Origin of the sequence: Microbacterium terricola (assembly GCF_027943945.1) — a bacterium.
GTDB lineage: Bacteria > Actinomycetota > Actinomycetes > Actinomycetales > Microbacteriaceae > Microbacterium > Microbacterium terricola.
Genome location: NZ_AP027141.1, coordinates 681,354 through 704,263, shown reverse-complemented (window position 1 = coordinate 704,263; position 22,910 = coordinate 681,354). Strand labels below are relative to the sequence as shown.

22 protein-coding genes and 1 riboswitch are annotated in these 22,910 nt (G+C 70.1%); of the genes, 13 read left to right on the top strand and 9 right to left on the bottom strand.

Going from position 1 to position 22,910, the window contains the following annotated elements; translation table 11 throughout:
• The 8 genes from Microterr_RS03250 to Microterr_RS03215 form a co-directional block, all read right to left on the bottom strand.
• Window positions 1-1,107, bottom strand: coding sequence for an adenosine deaminase (locus tag Microterr_RS03250; RefSeq protein ID WP_263796164.1), 1,107 nt, complete (start codon window positions 1,105-1,107; stop codon window positions 1-3).
• 64 nt (window positions 1,108-1,171) lie between these two features.
• Window positions 1,172-2,458, bottom strand: a complete 1,287-nt coding sequence (locus Microterr_RS03245; RefSeq protein WP_263796165.1) for a thymidine phosphorylase — start codon at window positions 2,456-2,458, stop codon at window positions 1,172-1,174.
• A complete protein-coding gene (locus Microterr_RS03240; RefSeq protein WP_263796166.1) occupies window positions 2,455-2,856 on the bottom strand; it encodes a cytidine deaminase in 402 nt (133 codons plus the stop codon). Before Microterr_RS03240 ends, Microterr_RS03245 begins: the two co-directional genes overlap by 4 nt.
• Window positions 2,857-2,867: 11 nt before the next feature.
• Window positions 2,868-4,145, bottom strand: coding sequence for an ABC transporter permease (locus tag Microterr_RS03235; protein ID WP_263796167.1), 1,278 nt, complete (start codon window positions 4,143-4,145; stop codon window positions 2,868-2,870).
• The gene (locus Microterr_RS03230) at window positions 4,142-5,431 is read right to left on the bottom strand and encodes an ABC transporter permease (protein WP_263796168.1); all 1,290 of its coding nucleotides are present in this window, start codon (window positions 5,429-5,431) and stop codon (window positions 4,142-4,144) included. Before Microterr_RS03230 ends, Microterr_RS03235 begins: the two co-directional genes overlap by 4 nt.
• Window positions 5,428-6,945 carry an ABC transporter ATP-binding protein gene (locus tag Microterr_RS03225; RefSeq protein WP_263796169.1) on the bottom strand — a complete coding sequence of 506 codons (1,518 nt, stop codon included), beginning with the start codon at window positions 6,943-6,945 and terminating at the stop codon, window positions 5,428-5,430. The genes Microterr_RS03230 and Microterr_RS03225 overlap by 4 nt, the downstream gene beginning before the upstream one ends.
• Window positions 6,946-7,041: 96 nt before the next feature.
• On the bottom strand, window positions 7,042-8,148 hold the full coding sequence (locus Microterr_RS03220) for a BMP family lipoprotein (RefSeq protein ID WP_263796170.1): 1,107 nt from the start codon (window positions 8,146-8,148) through the stop codon (window positions 7,042-7,044).
• Between the two features lie 151 nt (window positions 8,149-8,299).
• The gene (locus Microterr_RS03215; protein WP_263796171.1) at window positions 8,300-9,415 is read right to left on the bottom strand and encodes a mannose-1-phosphate guanylyltransferase; all 1,116 of its coding nucleotides are present in this window, start codon (window positions 9,413-9,415) and stop codon (window positions 8,300-8,302) included.
• Between the two features lie 215 nt (window positions 9,416-9,630).
• On the opposite strand from Microterr_RS03215, the gene sdhC reads away from it, so the two are divergent.
• From sdhC to trpS, 7 genes are all read left to right on the top strand, one after another.
• Window positions 9,631-10,065, top strand: coding sequence for a succinate dehydrogenase, cytochrome b556 subunit (sdhC, locus tag Microterr_RS03210; protein WP_263796172.1), 435 nt, complete (start codon window positions 9,631-9,633; stop codon window positions 10,063-10,065).
• Between the two features lie 2 nt (window positions 10,066-10,067).
• Window positions 10,068-10,520, top strand: coding sequence for a succinate dehydrogenase hydrophobic membrane anchor subunit (locus tag Microterr_RS03205; RefSeq protein ID WP_263798842.1), 453 nt, complete (start codon window positions 10,068-10,070; stop codon window positions 10,518-10,520).
• Window positions 10,521-10,560: 40 nt separating this feature from the next.
• Window positions 10,561-12,387: a succinate dehydrogenase flavoprotein subunit gene (sdhA, locus tag Microterr_RS03200; RefSeq protein ID WP_263796173.1), complete on the top strand. Its 1,827-nt coding sequence runs from the start codon at window positions 10,561-10,563 to the stop codon at window positions 12,385-12,387.
• Complete coding sequence (locus Microterr_RS03195; RefSeq protein WP_263796174.1) at window positions 12,387-13,181, top strand: succinate dehydrogenase iron-sulfur subunit; 795 nt, start codon at window positions 12,387-12,389, stop codon at window positions 13,179-13,181. The genes sdhA and Microterr_RS03195 overlap by 1 nt, the downstream gene beginning before the upstream one ends.
• 81 nt (window positions 13,182-13,262) lie before the next feature.
• Window positions 13,263-14,489, top strand: a complete 1,227-nt coding sequence (locus Microterr_RS03190; protein WP_263796175.1) for a YihY/virulence factor BrkB family protein — start codon at window positions 13,263-13,265, stop codon at window positions 14,487-14,489.
• Window positions 14,490-14,519: 30 nt separating this feature from the next.
• A complete protein-coding gene (locus Microterr_RS03185) occupies window positions 14,520-15,368 on the top strand; it encodes an exodeoxyribonuclease III (protein WP_263796177.1) in 849 nt (282 codons plus the stop codon).
• A gap of 76 nt (window positions 15,369-15,444) precedes the next feature.
• Window positions 15,445-16,452: a tryptophan--tRNA ligase gene (gene trpS / locus Microterr_RS03180; protein ID WP_263796178.1), complete on the top strand. Its 1,008-nt coding sequence runs from the start codon at window positions 15,445-15,447 to the stop codon at window positions 16,450-16,452.
• A 153-nt stretch (window positions 16,453-16,605) separates the two neighbouring features.
• Here trpS and Microterr_RS03175 read toward each other — a convergent pair whose 3' ends face one another.
• Window positions 16,606-17,448, bottom strand: coding sequence for an endonuclease domain-containing protein (locus Microterr_RS03175; RefSeq protein ID WP_263796179.1), 843 nt, complete (start codon window positions 17,446-17,448; stop codon window positions 16,606-16,608).
• A gap of 212 nt (window positions 17,449-17,660) precedes the next feature.
• On the opposite strand from Microterr_RS03175, the gene Microterr_RS03170 reads away from it, so the two are divergent.
• The 6 genes from Microterr_RS03170 (at window position 17,661) to ribH (ending at window position 22,867) form a co-directional block, all read left to right on the top strand.
• Entirely contained in the window at window positions 17,661-18,227 is a 567-nt protein-coding gene (locus tag Microterr_RS03170) for a GNAT family N-acetyltransferase (protein WP_263796180.1), read from the top strand.
• 33 nt (window positions 18,228-18,260) lie between these two features.
• The gene (locus tag Microterr_RS03165; RefSeq protein ID WP_263796182.1) at window positions 18,261-19,121 is read left to right on the top strand and encodes an Fpg/Nei family DNA glycosylase; all 861 of its coding nucleotides are present in this window, start codon (window positions 18,261-18,263) and stop codon (window positions 19,119-19,121) included.
• A gap of 47 nt (window positions 19,122-19,168) precedes the next feature.
• A riboswitch (FMN riboswitch) is annotated at window positions 19,169-19,331 on the top strand.
• A 68-nt stretch (window positions 19,332-19,399) separates the two neighbouring features.
• On the top strand, window positions 19,400-20,485 hold the full coding sequence (gene ribD, locus Microterr_RS03160; protein WP_263796183.1) for a bifunctional diaminohydroxyphosphoribosylaminopyrimidine deaminase/5-amino-6-(5-phosphoribosylamino)uracil reductase RibD: 1,086 nt from the start codon (window positions 19,400-19,402) through the stop codon (window positions 20,483-20,485).
• Complete coding sequence (locus tag Microterr_RS03155; RefSeq protein ID WP_263796184.1) at window positions 20,485-21,117, top strand: riboflavin synthase; 633 nt, start codon at window positions 20,485-20,487, stop codon at window positions 21,115-21,117. The genes ribD and Microterr_RS03155 overlap by 1 nt, the downstream gene beginning before the upstream one ends.
• The gene (gene ribA, locus Microterr_RS03150) at window positions 21,114-22,391 is read left to right on the top strand and encodes a GTP cyclohydrolase II (protein ID WP_263796185.1); all 1,278 of its coding nucleotides are present in this window, start codon (window positions 21,114-21,116) and stop codon (window positions 22,389-22,391) included. Before Microterr_RS03155 ends, ribA begins: the two co-directional genes overlap by 4 nt.
• Complete coding sequence (ribH, locus tag Microterr_RS03145; RefSeq protein ID WP_263796186.1) at window positions 22,388-22,867, top strand: 6,7-dimethyl-8-ribityllumazine synthase; 480 nt, start codon at window positions 22,388-22,390, stop codon at window positions 22,865-22,867. Before ribA ends, ribH begins: the two co-directional genes overlap by 4 nt.
• Window positions 22,868-22,910 lie beyond the last annotated feature (43 nt).

Below are 22,910 nucleotides of genomic sequence, written 5' to 3'. Positions count from 1 at the left end.
CTATCGGGCGAAGCCCTCCGCGATCAGCTCGATGAGCTCCTCGCGCTCCTCCACCGGCAGGAAGGCGCCGGCGGCCGCGTTGAGCTGGAACGTCTGCAGGTCGTCGAGGTCGTAGCCGAACGTCTCCGCCAGCAGCGCGAGCTCGCGCGTCAGCGAGGTGGCGCTCATCGTGCGGTTGTCGACGTTCACGGTGACCGCGAATCCGAGCTGGTACAGCAGGTCGAACGGGTGGTCGACCAGCTCGGTGCCCCACGCCGCGATCGCGCCGGTCTGCAGGTTCGACGACGGCGAGAGCTCGAGCGGGATCTCGCGGTCGCGCACCCAGCGGGCCAGGTCGCCGAACTGCACGAAGACGTCCTCGCCCTCCTGCGAGACGATCTCGAGGTCCTCCGCGATGCGCACGCCGTGCCCGAGCCGCAGTGCACGGCCGTCGATGAGGGCGGAGCGGATCGAATCCAGCCCGGCCGCCTCACCGGCGTGCACGGTGGTGGGGAAGAACTCCGCCGCGAGGAGGTCGAACGCCGCCCGGTGGCGGGCGGGCAGGAAGCCGTCCTCGGGGCCGGCGATGTCGAAGCCGACGGCGCCGCGCTCACGCCAGTCGACGGCGAGCTCGGCGATCTCGAGCGAGCGGTCGGTGTGCCGCATCGCGGTGATCAGCTGACCGACCCGGATGTCGGTGCCGGCCGCATCCTCCCCCTCCTCGATGCCCTCCTGCACCGCCTCGACGGCCTCGTCGAGCGAGAGCCCGCGCGCGAGGTGCTGCTCGGGAGCCCAGCGCACCTCGCCGTAGATCACGCCGTCGGCGGCGAGGTCCTCGACGAACTCCCTGGCGACCCGGCGCAGTCCGTCGGCGGTCTGCATGACGGCCGTGGTGAGGTCGAACGTCTTCAGGTACTCGACCAGCGAACCCGAGTCGCTCTTCTCGGCGAACCAGTCGGCCAGCTCGTCGGAATCGGCCGAGGGGACCTCCAGGTCGATCTCGTCCGCCAGCTCGATGATCGTCTGCGGACGGACGCCTCCATCGAGGTGGTCGTGCAGCGACACCTTTGGCAGGCTCCGCAGCGACACCCCCTGCAGCAGGCTGTCTCCGTGCTGGTCGATGGGCATGTCGATCTCCTTCGTGAGCTTTGGGGGTGCGCGTCTGCGACGCTACTGGATCGGGCGACGCGTGTCAGGCGGTGATGCGCTCGCGCACGAGCGGGGTGCGCTCCGGCGCCTCGGCGCCGATCTCCCATGCGCCGTCCAGCGCTTCGAGGGCGCGCGCGAACCTCGCCGGATCATCGGCGGAGAGGGTGAAGACGGGCTGCCCCGCGACGACCTCGTCGCCCGGCTTGACGAGCAGGTCGATCCCCGCGGCGTGGATGACCGGGTCCTGCGCCCTGGCGCGGCCGGCGCCCAGGCGCCAGGCGGCGATGCCGAAGGGCAGCGCCTCCATGCGCGTGATGACGCCTGACGTGGATGCGGTCACCACCTGCGTCTCGCGCGGCACCGGGAGGGCGGCATCCGGGTCGCCGCCCTGCGCCGCGATCATGCGGCGCCACGCGTCCATCGCGCGTCCGTCGGCCAGCGCCGCCTCGACGTCGGCATCGGGCTGTCCGGCCAGGGCGAGCATCTCGCGGGCCAGGGCGACGGTGAGCTCGACGATGTCGGCGGGGCCGCCGCCGGCGAGAACCTCGACCGACTCGCGCACCTCGTTCGCGTTGCCGATCGCCAGGCCGAGCGGGGTGTTCATGTCGGTGAGCAGGGCGGTCGTGCGCACACCCGAGTCCTCGCCGAGCGCGACCATGGTGCGGGCGAGCTCGCGGGCCTTGTCGAGGTCGCGCATGAAGGCGCCTGAGCCGAACTTCACGTCCAGGACGAGAGCGCCGGTCCCCTCCGCGATCTTCTTCGACATGATGCTCGACGCGATCAGCGGGATGGCCTCCACCGTGCCGGTGACGTCGCGCAGGGCGTAGAGCTTCTTGTCTGCGGGGGCGAGACCCGAGCCCGCCGCGCAGATGACGGCGCCCACGTCGCGCAGCTGGGCGAAGAGCTCGTCGTTGCTCAGCGCCGCGCGCCACCCCGGGATGGACTCGAGCTTGTCGAGCGTGCCGCCGGTGTGGCCGAGGCCCCGGCCGGAGAGCTGCGGCACCGCGACGCCGAACACGGCGACCAGCGGGGCGAGGGGCAGCGTGATCTTGTCGCCCACTCCCCCGGTCGAGTGCTTGTCGGCGGTGGGCTTGCCGAGGCCGGCGAAGCTCATCCGCTCGCCGGACGCGATCATCGCGTCGGTCATCACGCGGATCTCGTCGCGGTCCATGCCGTTGAGCAGCACCGCCATCGCGAACGACGACATCTGCGCGTCCGAGACGTAGCCGCGCGTGTACGCGTCGACCATCCAGCGGAGGGCGTCCTCCGCTACGGTGCCGCCGTCGCGCTTGGCGCGGATGACGTCGACGGCGTCGAAGGCTTCAGTCATCGACTGACCTCTTCGAGATCGCGCGGGCCGAACGCGTCAGGCAGCACCTCGTCGATCGTGCGGATGCCCGAGACGGTCTCCAGCAGCATCCCCGGCAGGGAGAACTCGTACAGCAGCTGACGGCACCGGCCGCACGGCATGATCGTCTGCCCGTCGTTGTTCACGCACACGAACGCGACCAGCTGGCCGCCGCCGGACATGTGCAGGTCGCCGACGAGGGCGCACTCCGCGCACAGACCGACGCCGTATGAGGCGTTCTCCACATTGCAGCCGGCGACGATCCGCCCGTCGGAGACGAGCGCTGCCGCGCCCACCCGGTAGCGCGAGTACGGCGCGTAGGCGCGCTGCATGGCCTCGGTCGCGGCTGCACGGAGCTCGTCCCAGTCGATATCGGTCACTGCCGGCCCTTCTACGCCTTGACGTACGCCACGCCGTCGGCGGCGGGCGCTCTGGATTTGCCGACCACACCGGCCACGACGAAGATCGTGACGAGGTACGGCAGCATGAGCATGAACTCGCTCGGGACCGGCGACCCGATCACGCTCAGCGAGTTCTGCAGGCTCGAGGCGAACCCGAACAGCAGGGCCGCCAGCGTGGCCTTGATCGGATCCCACTGGCCGAAGATCACGGCGGCGAGCGCGATGAAGCCCGCGCCCGCGGTCATCTCCTTGTTGAAGGCGATCCCGTTGCCGATCGTGAAGACCGTGCCGCCGAGCCCGGCGATCGCGCCGGCCATCAGCACGTTCCAGAACCGGGTCGGGTTGACCTTGATGCCGACCGTGTCGGCCGCCTGCGGGTGCTCGCCGACCGCGCGCAGGCGCAGGCCCCAGCGGGTGCGGAACATCGCGAACCACACCGCGAAGACGGCGATGTACATGATGTAGACGAGCAGCGTCTGCCGGAAGAACACGGGCCCGATGATGGGGATGTCGCTCAGCAGCGGGATCGGGATGCGGTCGAGCCGCGGCGGCGCGTTGAGCTCGGCCGCGTTGGACTGCAGCACCTGCGAGTACAGGAAGCTGGTCAGGCCCGTGACGAGCACGTTCAGCACCACGCCGACGATCACCTGGTCGACCACGTACTTGATCGCGAACGCCGCGAGCACGAAGGCCACGAGCGCCCCGGACACCATGGCCGCCAGCATCCCCGCGATCGGAGAGCCGGTGATCGTGCCGACGACGGCCGCCGTGAAGGCGCCGGCGAGCAGCTGACCCTCGATGGCGATGTTGACGATGCCGACCCGTTCGCCGATGACGCCGGTGAGGGCGCCGTAGATGAGCGGGACGGCGAGTCCGAGTGCGCCGGCCAGCAGCCCGGGCACCGGGAGCGCCGCTCCGCTGGCCGCCCAGGTGAGGAACCCGACGATGGCGACGAGGACGTAGAGGACCACGAGCCACAGCGGCGAGTGCGCACGGCTGCGCACGAGGAACGCCGACAATGCGGTGAGCAGCGCGAGGAGCACGAGGCAGACGATCACGGTCGGCATGACCGGGAGGACGAGGTCGGGGAGCTGGATCGCGTCGGTCGAGCTGGACAGGCGGAAGGTCGTCTCGCCTGCGCGCGGCGCAGCGAAGATGAGGATGCCGAACAGCACGGTGAACACGGCGAGCGCGATGGGGGTCTTCCAGCTGCGGATGACCGTCGTCTCGGGCAGGACGTCGTCGGTGGACACGGCGATCGTGGTCACGGTGCCACCCCCTCTGCCTCGGCCTTGACTTCGGCTTTCAGGGCCTTCTGCCTCGCCTTCTCCTGCCGGCGCCGGTCACGCTCTGGCGAGGGCAGGAAGAAGATCGTGCGCACGAGCGGCGGGGCCGCGATGAACAGCACGATCACCGACTGGACGACGGTGACGATCTCGACGGGGATGTTCTCGGCCGCCTGCATGGCGAAGCCGCCGGCCTTGAACGCGCCGAACAGCACGCCGGCCGCGAAGGTGCCCCACGGCGTGGAGCGGCCGAGCAGGGCGACGGTGATCGCGTCGAAGCCGATGCCCGCATCGATGTCGGCCGAGAAGCCGGTCGTGATGGTGCCGAGCACCTGGTTCACGCCGGCGAGACCGACGAGGGCGCCGGAGATGAGCATCGCGTAGACGTACATGTTCTTCACGTCGATGCCGGCCACGCGTGCCGCGTTGGGGTTGATGCCCACGGCCCGGAACTGGAACCCGAGGTTCGAGCGGCTGAGGATCCACCACACGACCACGGTGGCGGCGATCACGAGCACGAAGCCGAAGTGCAGGTTGTACTGCGGACCGAGCAGGTCGGGGAAGACCGCGGTCTCCTTCATCGCCGGCGTCTTGGGGTTGCTGGAGCCCGGCGCCTGCAGGAGGCCGGGGGTGCGCAGCATCCACGAGATCAGGTAGAAGGCCACGTAGTTGAGCATGATCGTCACGATCACCTCGTGCGCGCCGGTGCGGGCCTTGAGGAAGCCCGCGATGCCGGCCCACACGGCGCCGCAGAACATGCCGACGACGGTGGCCAGGATCATGTGCAGCGGGAAGGGCAGGTCGAGCGAGAACGCGATCCAGCCGGCGCCGGCGGCCGCCATCAGCATCTGCCCGCGTCCGCCGATGTTGAACATGCCGACGCGGAAGGCCAGCGCGACACCGAGGCCGGCCGCGATGAGCGGCGTGGCGAAGGTGAGCGTCTCGGTGAAGGGGCGGATGCCGCGCGCGAACGAGTCGGCGCCGAAGTTGTAGATCGATCCCTGGAAGAGCGCGCTGTACGCGCCGAAGACGGCGTCCCATGCTGCCGAGATCGTGTCCATCGGGCGGGCGAAGAAGTAGGCGGATGCCTCCTGCACGTCCTCGTCGGTGAACGCGATCATGATGCCGCCGACGATGAGCGCCAGGACGATCGCGAGCACCGAGATGATCGCGTTGCCCTGCGTGATCCGCACCCAGGTGTCGTGCCACTTCGAGGGCGGCTCGATCTTCTCTTCGACGCTCGCGCCGAGTTCGCTGTCGGTGCTCATGCCGCGGCTCCTTCGCTCGGCGCCTCGCCGGCCATCATCAGGCCGAGTGTCTCTCGCGGGGTGTCGCCCGGAACGATGCCGACGATCCGGCCGCGGTACATCACCATGATCCGATCGGCGAGGGCGGCCACCTCGTCGAGCTCGGTGGAGACGACGACGACGGGGACCCCGGCGTCGCGGGTCTCCACGATGCGCTTGTGGATGAACTCGATCGAGCCGACGTCGACGCCGCGGGTGGGCTGCGCGGCGACGAGGAGCGAGAGGTCCTTGCTCAGCTCGCGGGCGAGCACGACCTTCTGCTGGTTTCCACCGGACAGCCGGCCGACGGGTGTGTCGATGCCGGGGGCGCGGACGTCGAACTCGGCGAACTTGTCCTTCGCGAACTCGGCGAGGTAGCCGCGCTGGACGTTCCCCGCCTTGACGAACGGCGCGCCGTGGGCGCGGTCGAGCATGAGGTTCTCGGCGATCGTGAACTCGCCGACCAGGCCGTCCTCGTTGCGGTCCTCGGGGACGAAGCCGACGCCCGCGTCGAGGATGCGTCGCACGCTGTGGCCGACGAGCTCATCGCCGTCGAGGGTGATGGATCCGCGCACCTGCGGCTGGAGGCCGAGCAGGGCCTCGGTGAGCTCGGTCTGGCCGTTGCCCTGCACGCCGGCGATCGCGAGCACCTCGCCGCCGCGGACCTCGAACGAGACGTCGTTGACGACGAGCTGGCCGCGCGGGTCGATGACGCTGAGCCCCTCGACGACGAGGGAGTTGTCGACCAGCTGCGGCGGGTTCTTGTGGACGGTCAGCTCGACGGCGCGGCCGACCATGAGGGAGGCGAGCTCCGCGTTGGTCGCGGTCGGGGCTGCCTCGCCGACGACTTTGCCGAGGCGGATGACGGTGATCCGGTCGGCGACCTCGCGCACCTCGCGCAGCTTGTGGGTGATGAAGACGATGGAGGCGCCGGATTCCTTGAGCTGGCGCATGATGCCCATCAGCTCGTCGGTCTCCTGCGGGGTGAGCACGGCGGTCGGCTCGTCGAAGACGAGCACCTTCGCATCGCGCGAGAGCGCCTTGATGATCTCGACGCGCTGCTGCACGCCGACCGGGAGGTCCTCGACGAGCGCGTCGGGGTCGATGTCGAAGCCGAACCGCGACGAGATCTCCCGCACGCGCTTGCGGGCGGCGTCGAGGTCGAGCACGCCGAGCGCCTTGGTCGCCTCGTGGCCGAGCATGACGTTCTCGGCGACGGTGAAGACCGGGATGAGCATGAAGTGCTGGTGGACCATGCCGATGCCCGCGCGCATCGCGTCGCCGGGGCCCTGGAAGGCCTGCACGTGGTCGTCGAGGAGGATGGTGCCCTCGTCGGCCCGATACAGGCCGTACAGGACGTTCATCAGCGTCGACTTGCCTGCGCCGTTCTCGCCGAGGAGGCAGTGGATCTCACCGGGCTCCACGACGAGGTCGATGTGATCGTTGGCGACCAGACTGCCGAACCGCTTGGTGATGCCGCGGAGTTCGAGCTTCATGCTCCCTGATCCTAATGACGGCGGTACGCGACCGCACGAGATGGGCAGACAGCAGTGGGGAGGCTGGTGTGCACCAGCCTCCCCACTGCGGCGGGATCAACCAGCCAGGTACGACGTGACGGGGATCGACCCGTCGATGATGCCGGCCGTGATGGCGTCGAGCTCACCCTGCAGGTCGCCCGAGACCTTGTCCTCGAAGTCGTGGAACGGGGCCAGGCCCACGCCCTCGTTCTCGAGCGTGCCCACGAACGGGGTGACGTCGAACTCGCCGACGGCGGCCTGGTTCACGGCGTCCTCGACACCCACGTCGATCAGCTTGCGGATCGAGGTGAGCAGCAGGTCGGCGACCGTCGGGTCGGTCTCGAACACATCGGCGTCGACGCCGATGAGCGCGATCTCACGGTCCGAGGCGCGGATCACCGAAGCGGCGCTCTGGTAGATCGGGCCGCCGACGGGCAGCAGCACGTCGACGCCCTGGTCGACGAGGCCCTGTGCCGCGTTGATGGCGTCCTGGTTGGCGACGAAGCCACCGGTGAAGACACCGTCGGTGCCGTCCCAGCCGAGCACCTCGACGTTGTCGTCCTTCTGCTCGTTCCAGTACTCGACGCCCTGCTTGAAGCCGTCCATGAAGATCGTGACGGTCGGGAAGTTCATGCCGCCGAACGTGCCGACCTTCTTCTCGGTCGAGTACGACGCCGCCGCGTAGCCGGCCAGGAACGCCGCCTGAGCGGTGTCGAAGACGATCGGCTTGATGTTGGGCGAGTCGGTCTCGCCGTCGAAGTCGTTGTCGACCATGTCGTCGATCGAGACGTACTCGATGTCGGGGTTGGCCGCGGCGGACTCGCCCGCGGCGGCGGCCAGCGCGAAGCCGACCGTGACGATGAGCGAGCAGTCCTGCTCGACCAGGTTGGTCAGGTTGGGCGCGAAGTCCGACTCGGAGTCGGACTGGACCGTGGTCGGCTCGTCGAGGCCGAGGCTCTCAGCGGCACGGGTCAGGCCCTCGAAGCCGAGCTGGTTGAACGACTTGTCGTCGAAGCCACCCGCGTCGGACACCATGCACGGCTTGAAGCCGTCGACGACGTCAGCGCCGGCGTCGGCGCTCGGGGCGGTCTCTTCGGGCGCGGATGCGCACCCGGCGAGGGCGACGAACATGCTCGCGGCGATGAGGCCGCCGAGCACGCGCTTGTTGGTAGAGATGGTCAACTCAGCCTCCACAGAGATGGGCCCGCGGATTTCGCGGGGAACCCTTGAAAGTTACCCAATGTGTCGGGCCGCTTGCGGTCGGAAGGCGCGCTGGGCGGCCAATGGTTACAAAGACGCAACAACCCCGATACGGCGCCCCCGCCGCGCGGGGTCAGAGCACGTCGCCGCGGCCGGTCAGCTTGAGCGCGTCGACGACGCCCTTCACGCGCTGCGCGTGCTCGCTGGTGGTCACCAGCAGGGCGTCGGGAGTGTCCACCACGACGATGTCCTTGACCCCGATGAGGCTGATCACGCGCGAGCTCTGGCTCACCACGATGCCGCTGGCCGCGTCGCTGAGGATGCGGGCGTTCTCGCCCAGGATGGCGAGGTCGTTCTTGCGCCCGTTCGACATCAGCTTGGCGAGACTGGCGAAGTCGCCGACGTCGTCCCAGTCGAAGTGGCCGGGGATGACCGCGAGGCGGCCCTTCTCCGCGGCCGGCTCCGCGACGGCGTAGTCGATCGCGATCTTGGTCAGCTGCGGCCAGATCCGGTCGACCGCGGGCCCCCTCCGCTCCCGGTCGTCCCACGCCTCGGCGAGCTCGAGCAGGCCGGCGTGCAGTTCGGGCTGGTTCGCTTCGAGCTCGGCCAGCAGCACGTCGGCGCGGGCGATGAACATGCCCGCGTTCCACAGGAAGGACCGGTCGGCGAAGTAGGCCTTGGCCGTGTCGAGGTCGGGCTTCTCGACGAAGCGCTGCACCCGCGCCGCCTCGGGGGCGCCCTCGACGACGATCTCCTCGGCGCGCTGGATGTAGCCGAAGCCGACCGACGGCTCCCCCGGGGGGATGCCGATCGTGCAGATGTAGCCGGCGCGGGCGACGGCCACCGCCTGCTGCACCGCCCACTGGAACACCTGCGCGCCGCGGATCACATGGTCGGCGGCGAACGAGCCGATGACGACGTCGGGCTCGCGGCGGACGAGCACGGCGGCGGCCAGTCCGATGGCCGCGGCGGAGTCGCGCGGCTCCGATTCGAGGAACACGTTGCGGTCGGGGATGCCCGGCAGCTGCTCCTCCACGGCTGCGCGATGCGCGCGCCCGGTGACGACGGAGATGCGGTCGGGGCCGGTGAGCGGCTCGAGACGGTCCCAGGTGTCGCGCAGCAGCGAGTGGCCGGAGCCGGTCAGGTCGTGCAGGAACTTCGGCGCGTCCGCGCGCGAGAGCGGCCACAGCCGGCTGCCGATGCCGCCGGCGGGGATCACGGCGTAGAAGTCGGGAAGAGGCTGGGGCATGGGTCCAGGCTAGCCGCCGCGGTCCGGCAAGATCGGAGGTTCTTGCCCACGGCGAAGGTGGCTGCGGATCTGCCCGCTGTTAGGTTCGCCTTCGTCGCCGGACTCCGCGAGACGGCAATAAGATACAAGCAGAGCGCCCGTGCGACGCTGGGGACGAAGTCCTCCGAGGGGCATCGACCCGCCCCCGCACCATGTTCGATCCAGGGAGGACGGCCGTGTCGGCTCCAGCACGCCTCACACCATCGGTGTCAGAGACCACTTCACGGGTTCCCCGGGGCACCCTCTACCGAGGCCACGAAGGCATGTGGTCCTGGGTGCTGCACCGCATCACCGGTGTCGCCATCTTCTTCTTCCTGCTGGTGCACGTGCTCGACACGGCGCTCATCCGGCTCTCGCCCGAGGCGTACGACGCCGTCATCGGGACCTACAAGAACCCGATCATGGGCATCGGCGAGGTGTTCCTGGTCGCCGCGATCGCGTACCACGCGTTCAACGGGCTGCGCATCATCATCGTCGACTTCTGGTCGAAGGGCGCCAAGTACCAGCGCCAGCTGTGGTGGGGCGTCCTCGGCATCTGGGCGGTGACGATGCTCGGCTTCGCGCCGCGCCACCTCATGAACGTCTTCGCGAACATCGGAGGGGGTCACTGATGATGAGCTCCGCCGCGATCGCCGATCCCCGCGCCCCGCACACCGCCCCCCGCAAGAAGGGCGCCAACCTCGAGAAGTGGGGCTGGATCTACATGCGCGCCTCCGGCGTGCTGCTGGTCGTCCTGATCTTCGGCCACCTGTTCGTCAACCTGATGGTGGGCGACGGCATCCACGGCATCGACTTCGCGTTCGTGGCCGGCAAGTTCGCGAGCCCGTTCTGGCAGTGGTGGGACGTCCTGATGCTGTGGCTCGCCCTCATCCACGGCGCCAACGGCATGCGCACGATCGTGAACGACTACGTCACCCACGCCGGCACCCGCAGGACGCTCGTCTGGGCGCTGTGGATCGCGGCCGGATTCCTGATCCTGCTCGGCACCCTGGTCGTCTTCACCTTCGACCCGTGCCTGGGCCTCAGCGACGACAGCGTCGCGTGGCTGCAGGAGCTGTGCGCCTGACGGCGTCGAACGAGAGAACCAGAGACGGATATCAGCTGACGTGAGCACCCAGACCACCGAGAGCGTCGTCAAGGACGGCGTGCACTACCACCAGTTCGACATCGTCATCGTGGGCGCCGGCGGCGCCGGCATGCGCGCGGCGATCGAGGCAGGCCCCGGTGCCCGCACCGCCGTCATCAGCAAGCTCTACCCCACCCGGTCGCACACCGGCGCGGCGCAGGGCGGGATGGCCGCGGCCCTCGCCAACGTCGAAGAGGACTCGTGGGAGTGGCACACGTTCGACACCGTCAAGGGCGGCGACTACCTCGTCGACCAGGATGCTGCCGAGATCCTCGCCAGGGAGGCCATCGACGCCGTCATCGACCTCGAGAACATGGGCCTGCCGTTCAACCGCACGCCCGAGGGGAAGATCGACCAGCGCCGCTTCGGCGGCCACACCGCCGATCACGGCAAGACGCCGGTCCGCCGGGCCTGCTACGCCGCCGACCGCACCGGCCACATGATCCTGCAGACGCTGTTCCAGAACTGCGTCAAGCTCGGCATCAACTTCTTCAACGAGTTCTACGTGCTCGATCTGGTCACCGTTCAGGCCGAGGATGGCTCGACCCAGGTCGCCGGCGTGGTCGCGTACGAGCTGGCGACGGGCGATCTGCACGTCTTCCAGTCGAAGGCGGTCATCTTCGCCACCGGCGGCTTCGGCAAGATCTTCAAGACGACCTCCAACGCGCACACCCTCACCGGTGACGGCGTCGGCATCATCTGGCGCAAGGGCCTGCCGCTGGAGGACATGGAGTTCTTCCAGTTCCACCCGACCGGGCTCGCCGGCCTCGGCATCCTCCTCACCGAGGGCGCCCGCGGCGAGGGCGCGATCCTGCGCAACGTCTCGGGCGAGCGCTTCATGGAGCGCTACGCGCCGACGATCAAGGACCTCGCCCCGCGCGACATCGTGAGCCGCTGCATGGTGCAGGAGGTCGCGGAAGGCCGCGGCGCCGGCCCGCACCGCGACTACGTGCTGCTGGACTGCACCCACCTGGGTGCCGAGGTCCTCGAGACGAAGCTTCCGGACATCACCGAGTTCGCGCGCACCTATCTCGGCGTCGACCCCGTGGTCGAGCCGGTGCCGGTCATGCCGACGGCGCACTACGCGATGGGCGGCATTCCGACCAACAACAACGCCGAGGTGCTCAGCGACAACACCACCGTCGTGCCCGGCCTCTACGCCGCCGGCGAGTGCGCGTGCGTCTCGGTGCACGGCTCGAACCGCCTCGGCACCAACTCGCTGCTGGACATCAACGTGTTCGGGAAGCGCGCGGGCCGCAACGCGGTCGAGTACGTCAAGACCGCCGAGTTCGTGCCCCTGCCCGAGAACCCCGCCGCCGAGGTGCGCGGACTCATCGAGGGCCTGCGCAACAACCAGGGCACCGAGCGCATCGCCGTCCTCCGCAAGAAGCTGCAGGACGAGATGGACCGCAACGCCCAGGTCTTCCGCACCGACGAGTCGCTCGCCGAGGTCATGGTGACGATCGCCGACCTGCGCGAGCGCTTCAAGAACGTGCACGTCGACGACAAGGGGAAGCGGTTCAACACCGACCTCCTCGAGGCCGTCGAGCTCGGCTTCCTGCTCGACCTGGCCGAGGTCGTCGTCGTCACCGCCCGCAACCGCAAGGAGAGCCGCGGCGGCCACATGCGCGACGACTACCCCACGCGCGACGACGAGAACTACATGAAGCACACGATGGCGTACCTGTCGGGGGATGCCAGCTCCTCGCACTCGGAGGACCACATCCGCCTGGATTGGAAGCCGGTCGTGTTCACGAAGAACGAGTCAGGCGAGTTGCGCTACCCGCCGTTGGAGAGGAAGTACTGATGGCGACCCTCGTCCCCGTGGACGCGCCCGCAGAGGCCGATCAGACTGTCGCCGCCGAGAGCGTGAACGACACCGGCATCCAGTCGTTCCTGGTCACGTTCATCATCCGGCGCTTCGACCCCGAGGTCGACGAGGAGCCGCGCTGGGTCGACTACGACGTCGAGCTGTACTCCACCGACCGCGTGCTGGACGCCCTGCACAAGATCAAGTGGGAGGTCGACGGCTCGCTCACCTTCCGCCGCTCCTGCGCGCACGGCATCTGCGGATCGGATGCGATGCGCATCAACGGCCGCAACCGCCTCGCCTGCAAGACGCTGATCAAGGACCTCGACATCTCGCAGCCGATCTACGTCGAGGCGATCAAGGGCCTTCCGCTGGAGAAGGACCTCGTCGTCGACATGGAGCCCTTCTTCGCGTCGTACCGCGAGGTGCAGCCGTTCCTCATCTCGAGCTCCGTGCCCGAGAAGGGCAAGGAGCGCATCCAGACGATCGCGAACCGCGAGATCTTCGACGACACCACCAAGTGCATCCTGTGCGCCGCGTGCACCTCGTCGTGCCCGGTGTTCTGGACCGACGGGCAGTACTTCGGCCCCGCCGCGATCGTCAACGCGCACCGCTTCATCTTCGACTCGCGCGACGACGCCGGCGACGTCCGGCTCGACATCCTCAACGACAAGGAGGGCGTGTGGCGCTGCCGCACGACCTTCAACTGCACCGAGGCGTGCCCGCGCGGCATCGAGGTGACCAAGGCGATCGCCGAGGTCAAGCAGGCCGTCCTCCGCGGCGGACGCTGAGCGTTCACCTGACGGCTCGGCACGCCGGTGCGGTCCAGGTCGCGGGACTCCACAGCATCCGCGGCTCGCTAGTCTGACTGCGTGACCGAGTCCCACCCGCCGCACACGCGCGCCGCGGCCGAAGAGGCCGAGCGCGAGGAGCAGCGGCTGCGTGCGCGCTTCGAGGCCACCGAGCGATCACTGCGCGAGCGGTTCGAGGCGCCGATCAGCACCGCGACGCGGCTGACCCAGCGCACGCTGGCCTGGTTCCCAGTGCGGGTGTGGCGGCATTTCCTGCAGCACAACGGCTTCCTGCTCGCCGCGGGCGTCAGCTACCAGGCGCTGTTCGCCATCTTCGCGGCCATCTACGTCGCGTTCGCTGCCGCTGGACTGTGGCTCGGCGGCAGCGAAGAGGCCATCGCGGGGATGATCGAGGTCATCAACAGCTACATCCCCGGCCTCATCGGCGAGAACGGGCTGTTCACGACCGAGCAGGTCACCCAGATCGCCACCGGAAGCAGCGGGGTCCTGGCGGTCACGGGTCTCATCGCCCTCGGCGCTGCACTGTGGACCGCGATCGGATTCGTCACCTTCGCGCGCCGGGCCGTGCGCGACATCTTCGGCATCCCGCCCGACCAGCGCAACTACCTCATCCTGAAGTCCGGAGACCTGGTCGCGGCGCTCATCTTCGGCGTCGCGCTCATCCTCGGGTCGGCGGTCAGCTACGCCGGCACCTGGGCCATCAGCGCCTTCTTCCAGCTGTTCGGCTGGAACACCGGGTCGATCTGGTACCAGCTCGGCGTCGGGATCGCATCGGTGCTGGTGTCGTTCGCGCTGTTCTCGGCCGCCCTCGGCGCGCTGGTGCGCTTCCTCACCGGCACATCGCTGCAGTGGCGGCAGATCTGGCCGGGCGCGCTCCTGGGCGGCGGCGCGATCACCGTGCTCCAGCTCGGCGCCGGCTGGCTGCTGCGCTACACCCCGTCGAACCCGCTGCTCGCGACGTTCGCGATCTTCGTCGGCCTGCTCCTGTGGTTCCGGATCATCGGCATCATCATCCTGGTCGCCGCCGCCTGGATCGCCGTGGGAGCCGCCGACGAGAATCTGCCCCTGCTGCGCCAGAGCGAGGCCGAGCGGCTGGCCGCAGAGCACGCCGCGCTGCTGACTGCCGCGCAGGTGCGGCTGCGCACCGCCCGCGCCGCGCAGGACAACGCCCCATGGCCGCGGCGATGGTCGGCCGCCCGCGCGGTGCGCGCGGCGGAGGAGGAGCTCGCCCATGTGGAGGCGTCAGCGCCGCCGCCGCCCCGGAAGCGGGGCGCCCTGCTCGAATGAGTGTCGCCGGCCGCGGCTAGGCTGGCGGTCGTGTCTCGTCAGGTCCGCATCGCCTCTGTCAACGTCAACGGCATCCGTGCAGCAGTGCGCAACGGCATGCTCGAGTGGCTCGAGACCGCCGAGGTCGACATCATGGCCCTGCAGGAGGTTCGGGCCACCGCCGACGAGCTCGCCTCGGCACTGCCCGGCTGGGAGCTCGTGGGCGACGAGGCGCTGGCGAAGGGGCGCGCGGGCGTGGCGGTCGCCTCGCGGCTGCCCTCGGTCGAGGTGCGCAAGGTGCTCGGCCCCGAGCCGCTCGACTCGGCCGGCCGCTGGATCGAGGCCGACTTCGACATCGACGGCGAGCGCGTCGTGATCGTCAGCGCGTACGTGCACTCCGGCGAGGTCGGCACACCCAAGCAGGACGCCAAGTGGGCCTTCCTCGACGCCATGGAGCAGCGGATGCCGCAGCTGCAGGCGTCCGCGCCGCTCGCGCTCATCATGGGCGACCTCAACGTCGGCCACCGCGAGCTCGACATCCGCAACTGGAAGGGCAACGTGAAGCGGGCAGGGTTCCTCCCGCGCGAGCGGGCATACTTCGACCGCTTCCTCGGTGAGGCGGGCGCTCCCGTCACCGGCGCCGACGGCTCGTCCGGCACCGGTCTCGGGTGGGTCGACGTGGGCCGCCGCTTCCACGGCGATATCGACGGTCCCTACACCTGGTGGTCGAGCCGCGGAAAGGCGTTCGACAACGACACCGGGTGGCGCATCGACTACCACCTCGCGACCCCCGCCCTGGCCGAGCGCGTGGCCGGGTACCGGGTCGTGCGAGCACCCTCCTGGGACACCAGGTGGAGCGACCACGCGCCCGTGGTCGCCGAGTACACGCTCGGCAGCTGAGGCGCCTTTCGCGACGACCGGCGTCGGCTGCCCCGCGGGGCGCGGGGCGGCAGCATCCGCTCCGTAGACTTGCCGTGTGAACAAACCGCGTCTCTACTCCGGCATGCAGCCCTCGGCCGACTCCCTCCAGATCGGCAACTACATCGGGGCGCTCATGCAGTGGCGCGACCTGCAGGACTCGTACCAGGCGTTCTTCTCCGTCGTCGACCTGCACGCCCTCACCCAGCCGAACGACCCGGCCGAGCTGCGCGAGAAGACCCGTCGCACCGCCGCGCAGTACATCGCCGCCGGCATCGAGCCGTCGCGCTCGACGCTGTACGTGCAGTCGCACGTGTCGGCGCACGCCGAGCTGGCCTGGATCCTGTCGACCATGACCGGCTTCGGCGAAGCCGGGCGGATGACCCAGTTCAAGGACAAGTCGCAGCGCTACGGCGCCGACGCGACCAACGTCGGGCTGTTCACCTACCCGGTGCTGATGGCCGCCGACATCCTGCTGTACCAGACCGACATCGTGCCGGTCGGCGACGACCAGAAGCAGCACGTCGAGCTGACGCGCGACCTCGCCGAGCGGTTCAACTCGCGGTACGGGAAGACCTTCCAGGTGCCGATGCCGGTGATCCAGCAGGAGACCGCCCGCATCTTCGACCTGCAGAACCCGACCGCCAAGATGTCGAAGTCGGCGGAGTCCGACGCGGGCGTGCTGTGGCTGCTGGACGACCCGGCGGTGTCGGCGAAGAAGATCATGCGGGCCGTCACCGACTCCGAAGGGGCCGTGCGCTACGACCGTGAGGCCAAGCCGGGCGTCTCGAACCTGCTCGTGATCTACGCCGCCCTCACCGGACGGCAGATCCCGGCCATCGAGGACGAGTACGCGGGCCGCGGCTACGGCGACTTCAAGAAGGGGCTCGCCGAGGTCATCGTGAACGAGTTCGGCCCGGTGCGCCAGCGCGCGCTCGAACTGCTCGACGACCCGGCCGAGCTCGACCGCGTGCTCGCGGTGAACGCCGAGCGGGCCGCGGCCGTCGCCGACACCACCCTCGGCGACGTGTACGACAAGGTCGGCCTGCTCCGCCGCGGCCGCTGACCCGCGGGGCCGCGCGGCGCACGGTTCCGGTTGCGCCACCGGTCGACGCGTTGCTAACTCAGGCAAGAACGACGATGCAGCGGCGCAGCGCGCCACAGCGAGCAGTTCTGCCTGAGTTGTGAACCGCGGGTGCCACGGCGCAGCCCGATCCGGTCAGCGGTGTGCGGCGACGAGCCCGCGGACGGCCTCGACGACGACCTCGCGACGATACAGCAGGTGCTCAGCGAGCGGACGCAGTGACGTATAGCCGAGGGCTGCCGCAGCGAGATCCCGCTCGCGGTCGACTTTCTGCTTCGCCCATCCCTCGTGGTACCCCTTGCTGTCGCATTCGATGATGAGCCACCCTTCGACGACGAAGTCGACCCGTCCGACACCGGGAATGTGCACCTGCGTGCGGTATCGCAGCCCGAGCTGTCGCAGAATGAGCCGCATCAGGCTCTCGGGCCCGGACTCCGCAGACGCATCGACCATGCGGAGGATGGGTCGATATCTGCGCGGCAGATGGTCGAACACGTCGCGCACCTCGTCGTGGCCGAGAAGCGACAGGTGGAGGATGCTGTCCACCGTCGCCACGGAGAATCGCGGGGTCTGGCACCGCACGGCCTGAGCCAACGCGTCGGCGATCCCGACCGATCCGAGGATTGCCGGTCCGGCCAGGCGCCACCAGTGCAGTCGTATGCCATCGCGCGAGCGGAGCGGCCCGCTCCCCTCGGGCGCACGCAGCCGCGACATCGAGTGGTCGAGATGGATGTGCAGCACGCTGGCATCAGCCACGAAGACCCCGAGCGGGGCGAGCAGCGAGACGCAGGCGAGGCGCCCGCCGACACGCACGGCCCGATCGAGGTCGCCGTGCGCGGCCAGCATGTAGCGGTCGCGACGGACGCGCAGCAGATCACCCGTGCGAACGGCTCGGGTGATCTGCCGGGAGGTCATCCCGATTGCGCACAGGTCAGCGCGCTGCAGCACCTGCTGAGCCCCCTCGGCGTCCCCGACCACGTCACGACAGTCGCACCGCCCGCCGCACGCGGCGCGCTCCGGTCCGTTTCTGTGGGCGAGCGGGCGGGCACTCGAGCGTGGGGAGGACCCGCGCGACGGCCACAATTCAGGCAGAGAGCGGACGTTCGGCTCCAGATCGCCGGGTGCGGCCACTCCAGCCTGAATTGTGGACACTACGCCGGCGGCCGGGGGCGGCTGGCTACAGTGGCGGGATGGAACCCGTGACTCTGCAGACCGAGCGGCTCGTGCTGTCGGTGCCTGTCGACGGCGACATCGACGCCATCTACGAGGCCTGCCAGGACGCCGCCATCCAGCGGTACACCACCGTGCCCTCCCCGTACCGGCGGGAGGACGCGGAGCAGTTCATCGTGAAGACCGCCGAGCAGTGGGCGGCTGCCGAGCACCTCACCTGGGCGATGCGCAGGGGGGACGAGCTGGTCGGCATGGTGGGCCTCTACCGACTGAGCGGCAAGGGCGACGGCGAGCTGGGCTACTGGGTGTCGCCGCAGGCGCGCGGCCAGGGCCTCATCACCGAGGCCTCGCGCGCGGTCCTCGACTGGGCCTTCGCGGCCGATGGCTTGTCGCTGGTGCGCGTCGAGTGGCACGCCTCCACGGGCAACATCCCGTCGGCGCGAGCGGCTCGCACCCTCGGATTCCACTACGAGGGGCTGCGTCGGCAGGCGCTGGTGAACTCGTTCGGGCGCGACGACGGCTGGACGGCCGCTCTCCTGGTGACGGATGACCGCTCCCCCCAGCCCTGGCCCGTGCTCGAGTACTGACCCGGCGTCAGCCCCGCGTGGCAGGATGAGCGCATGCCCGAGATGCCGGAGGTGCAGGGACTCGTCGAGTTCCTGCGCGGCCGCACGATCGGCCGCACGGTCACGAAGGTGTCGGTCGCGAACATCGCCGCGCTGAAGACCTACGACCCGCCCGTCGACGCCCTCGTCGGCGCCGAGATCACCGGCGCCGACCGCCACGGCAAGTTCATCGACCTGCGCACGACCGGCCCGCACCTCGTCTTCCACCTCGCCAAGGCCGGCTGGCTGCGCTTCACCGAGACGCTGTCCCCCACGCTGATCCGGCCGGGCAAGACCCCGATCGCGCTGCGCGTCGCCCTCGACGACGGCTCGGGCTTCGACCTCACCGAGGCGGGCACGAAGAAGTCCCTCGCCGTCTACGTCGTCCGCGAGCCCGCCGACGTGCCCGGCATCGCGCGGCTGGGCCCCGACCCCCTCGACTCCGGGTTCACACGCGACGCCTTCGCCGCGCTGCTGGCCGGCCGCCGCACCCAGATCAAGGGTGTGCTGCGCGATCAGTCGATCATCGCCGGGGTCGGCAACGCCTACTCCGATGAGATCCTGCACGCCGCAAAGATGTCGCCGTACGCCCTCGCCGCAGGGCTCGACGACGGCGAGATCGACCGGCTCTTCGCCGCGATGACCGACACGCTGACGGATGCTGTCGCCACCGCATCCGGCAAGCCACCCGCCGACCTCAAGGACGCCAAGCGCCGCGGCATGCAGGTGCACGGCCGGCGCGGCGAGACCTGCCCGGTGTGCGGCGACACGGTGCGCTCGGTGTTCTTCGCCGACAACTCGCTGGAGTACTGCGCGACATGCCAGACCGGCGGCAAGGTCCTCGCCGACCGGCGGCTCTCGCGACTGCTGAAGTGACACGGAATGAAACGCCGTCGGGGGCGTTGAGTAGACTCAGAGCATTGAACGTGCTCCGGGGTCGGTGAGAATCCGAACCGGCGGTGACAGTCCGCGAGCTGGCGCAACAGCATCCGATTCGGATGCCGCGCCGGCCGATCCGGTGGAATTCCGGAACCGACGGTGATGTGACAGGAGACTGTCGCTAGTCCGGATGGGAGGCAGCACGAGCGGCGTCCTGCGCGCCGCCACCGGCGTTGCCTCCGTCGCCCCCGGATCACCCGACGGCAGGAATCCGGATGAGCGAGAACCGCGTGGCAGAGCGCGACGCGATGACGCGCGCCCTCACGCTCGCAGAGCGCGGCCCCCGCGGCATCAACCCGCAGGTCGGCGCCGTGATCCTCTCGCCCTCCGGCGAGGTGCTGGCCGAGGGCTGGCACCGCGGTGCCGGCACCGCCCACGCCGAAGTCGACGCCCTCGCGAAGCTCTCACCGGAGCAGGCTCGCGGCGCGACCGCGGTGGTCACCCTCGAGCCCTGCAACCACACCGGACGCACCGGCCCGTGCGCCATCGCGCTCATCGACGCCGGCATCGCCCGCGTCGTCTACGCGATCGACGACCCGGGCGACCGCTCGTCCGGGGGTGCCGGCGTCCTGCGCGCGGCCGGGGTCGAGGTGGAGTCCGGCGTCCAGACGGAGGATGCTGCCGCCCTCCTGCAGTCATGGCTCACGGTCCAGCGCCTCGGCCGCCCGCACGTCACCGTCAAGTGGGCTCAGAGCCTCGACGGGCGCGCCGCCGCCGCAGACGGCACCAGCCAGTGGATCACCGGCCCCGCGGCGCGCGCCGACGTCCATCGCCGTCGCGCGGACGCGGACGCCATCGTCGTCGGCACCGGCACCCTGCTCGCGGACGACCCCGCCCTCACCGCCCGACGCCCCGACGGCACGCTGTACGACCACCAGCCGATTCCGGTGGTGCTCGGTGCGCGTGCGATCCCCGACGGCGCGGCCGTCCTCGCCCACCCGCATCCGCTCGTGCACCGCGACGGGACCAACCTGTTCGCCGAGCGCCCCGGTGACGACGTGGCCGACTCGCTGCTCGAGGAGCTGCGCCAGCTCGGCGTGCAGCGGGTGCTCGTCGAGGGCGGCCCGACGATCGCGAGCGCCTTCCTGCGCGCGGGGCTCGCCGACGAGGTCCTCACCTACATCGCCCCCACGCTGGTCGGCCAGGGCGCCGACGGCTCGGACTCCCCCGCCCTGCGATCGCTCGGCGTGGAGACCATCGCCGCTCAGCGGCGACTGACCGTCGCATCCGTCGAACGGCTCGGCGACGACCTCCTCGTCGTCGCGCGCCCCGCCGTCCACCCCGAGACAGGAGCTGTCTGATGTTCACCGGGATCATCGAAGAGATCGGCACGGTCACGGCCGTCGAGCCCTCGGGCGACGGCGTGCGGCTGACCGTGCAGGCGCCGAAGGCGGTGACCGACGCGGCGCACGGCGATTCGATCGCCGTCAGCGGCGTGTGCCTCACCGTCGTCGACCAGGGCGCCGACTGGTTCACCGCAGACGTCATGAAGCAGACGCTCGACGTGTCGACCCTCGACGGCGTCGCCGAAGGGCGCGCCGTCAACCTCGAGCGCGCCACCGCCGCGCACGGCCGCCTCGGCGGCCACATCGTGCAGGGCCACATCGACGGCACCGGCGAGGTGCTCGAGGTGCGGCCGGGCGCGCAGTGGCGCGTCCTGCGCATCGGCCTGCCTGCCGACCTCGCGCCGCTCGTCGTCGACAAGGGCTCGATCGCGGTCGAGGGCACCTCGCTGACGGTGAGCGCTGTCAGCCCCGCCGCGGCGGTCGACCACTGGTTCGAGATCTCGCTGATCCCGGAGACCCTCGCCGCGACGACCCTCGGCACCCTCGACGCGGGCGACCGCGTCAACCTCGAGACCGACATCCTGGCCCGGCACGTCCAGCGCCTGCTCGCCTTCACCCCCGCAACGAACGAAGGAGGCTCACGATGAGCCTTTCGACCATCCCCGCCGCCCTCGACGCCCTGCGCGCCGGGCGTCCCGTCATCGTCGCCGACGATGAGAACCGCGAGAACGAGGGTGACGTCGTCCTCTCGGCGGAGCTCGCCACCCCCGAATGGATCGCGTGGACCGTGCGCTGGTCCAGCGGATTCATCTGCGCGCCCATGCCGGCGGACTGGGCCGACCGCCTCGACCTGCCTCCCATGGTCGAGGTGAACGAGGATGCCCGCGGCACCGCGTACACCGTGAGCGTCGACGCGGCCGACGGCATCACCACCGGCATCAGCGCGGCCGACCGTGCCCGGACCCTCAACGTGCTGGCGGACCCCGCGTCGGCCCCCGCCAGCGTGAAGCGCCCAGGGCACATCCTTCCGCTGCGCGCGGTGGACGGCGGCGTGCGCGAACGCGGCGGCCACACCGAGGCCGCCGTCGAGCTGATGACCCTCGCCGGGCTCAAGCCCGTCGGCGCGATCGCCGAGATCGTGGCCGAGGACGGATCGATGATGCGCCTGCCCGGCCTGATGGACCTCGGCGAGCGCGACGGCGTCCCGGTCATCACGATCGAGCAGCTCGTCGCGCACCTCGACGAGACCGACCCTCGTCCCGCCCAGGCGCACGCGGCGCACCGTCGGCGGGTCAGCCTGCGGGCCGAGGCGCAGGTGCCGACGGGCCATGGCAGCTTCCGCTTCCTGGCGTACAAGGACCGCGTCACCGGCACCGACCACCTCGCGATCGTCTCGGGCGAGCTCACCGAGCCGGCACCGCTCGTGCGCGTGCACTCGGAGTGCCTCACCGGTGAGGCCTTCGGCTCGCTCAAGTGCGAGTGCGGCCCGCAGCTGGAGGCCGCGCTCGACGCCATCGAGCGCGACGGCGGCGTCGTCATCTACATGCGCGGCCACGAGGGTCGCGGCATCGGCCTGATCAACAAGCTGCGCGCATACTCGCTGCAGGAGCGCGGGCTCGACACCGTCGACGCCAACCTGGCCCTCGGGCTCCCCGCCGACGCGCGCGACTACGCCGCCGCGGCCGGGATGCTCGCCGACCTCGGCATCGAGCAAGTGCGACTGCTGACCAACAACACCGACAAGGTCGCGCAGCTGCGCGAGCTCGGCCTCGAAGTGGTCGAGCAGGTTCCCCTGCTCGTCGGCGTCGGGCCGAACAACCACCAGTACCTGCAGACCAAGCGCGACCGGATGGGCCACATCATCGACGACGGCGACCTCGCCGACGCGCTCGACCAGATGAAGGAGACGAAGCACGCATGAGCGGCAAGGGAGCGCCGATCGTCGGCGGAACGGATGCGGCGGGCCTGCGCATCGTGATCGTGGCCGGAACGTGGCACGACGTGATCACCGACGGCCTCATCGCCGGCGCTGAGCGCACGCTCGAGGCGGCCGGCGCAGACTGGCAGCTGGTGCGGGTCCCCGGGTCGTTCGAGCTGCCGATCGTCGCGAAGGCAGCCCTCGAGGAGGGCGCGGACGCCGTGGTGGCGCTCGGCGTCATCATCCGCGGCGGCACCCCGCACTTCGAGTACGTGTCGGCCGCCGCGACCGACGGGCTGACGCGTGTCGCGCTCGACACCGGCAAGCCGGTCGGCTTCGGGCTGCTCACCCTCGACGACGAGCAGCAGGGCCTCGACCGCGCCGGGCTGGCGCACTCGCGCGAGGACAAGGGCGCCGAGGCGGCCGACGCGGCGATCCGCACCGCTCGGGTGCTGCAGGCGCTCCGACAGGCTGAGTGAGCGGACTGCATCGAATCCAGACCTTCAGCAAACCTGATGGTTG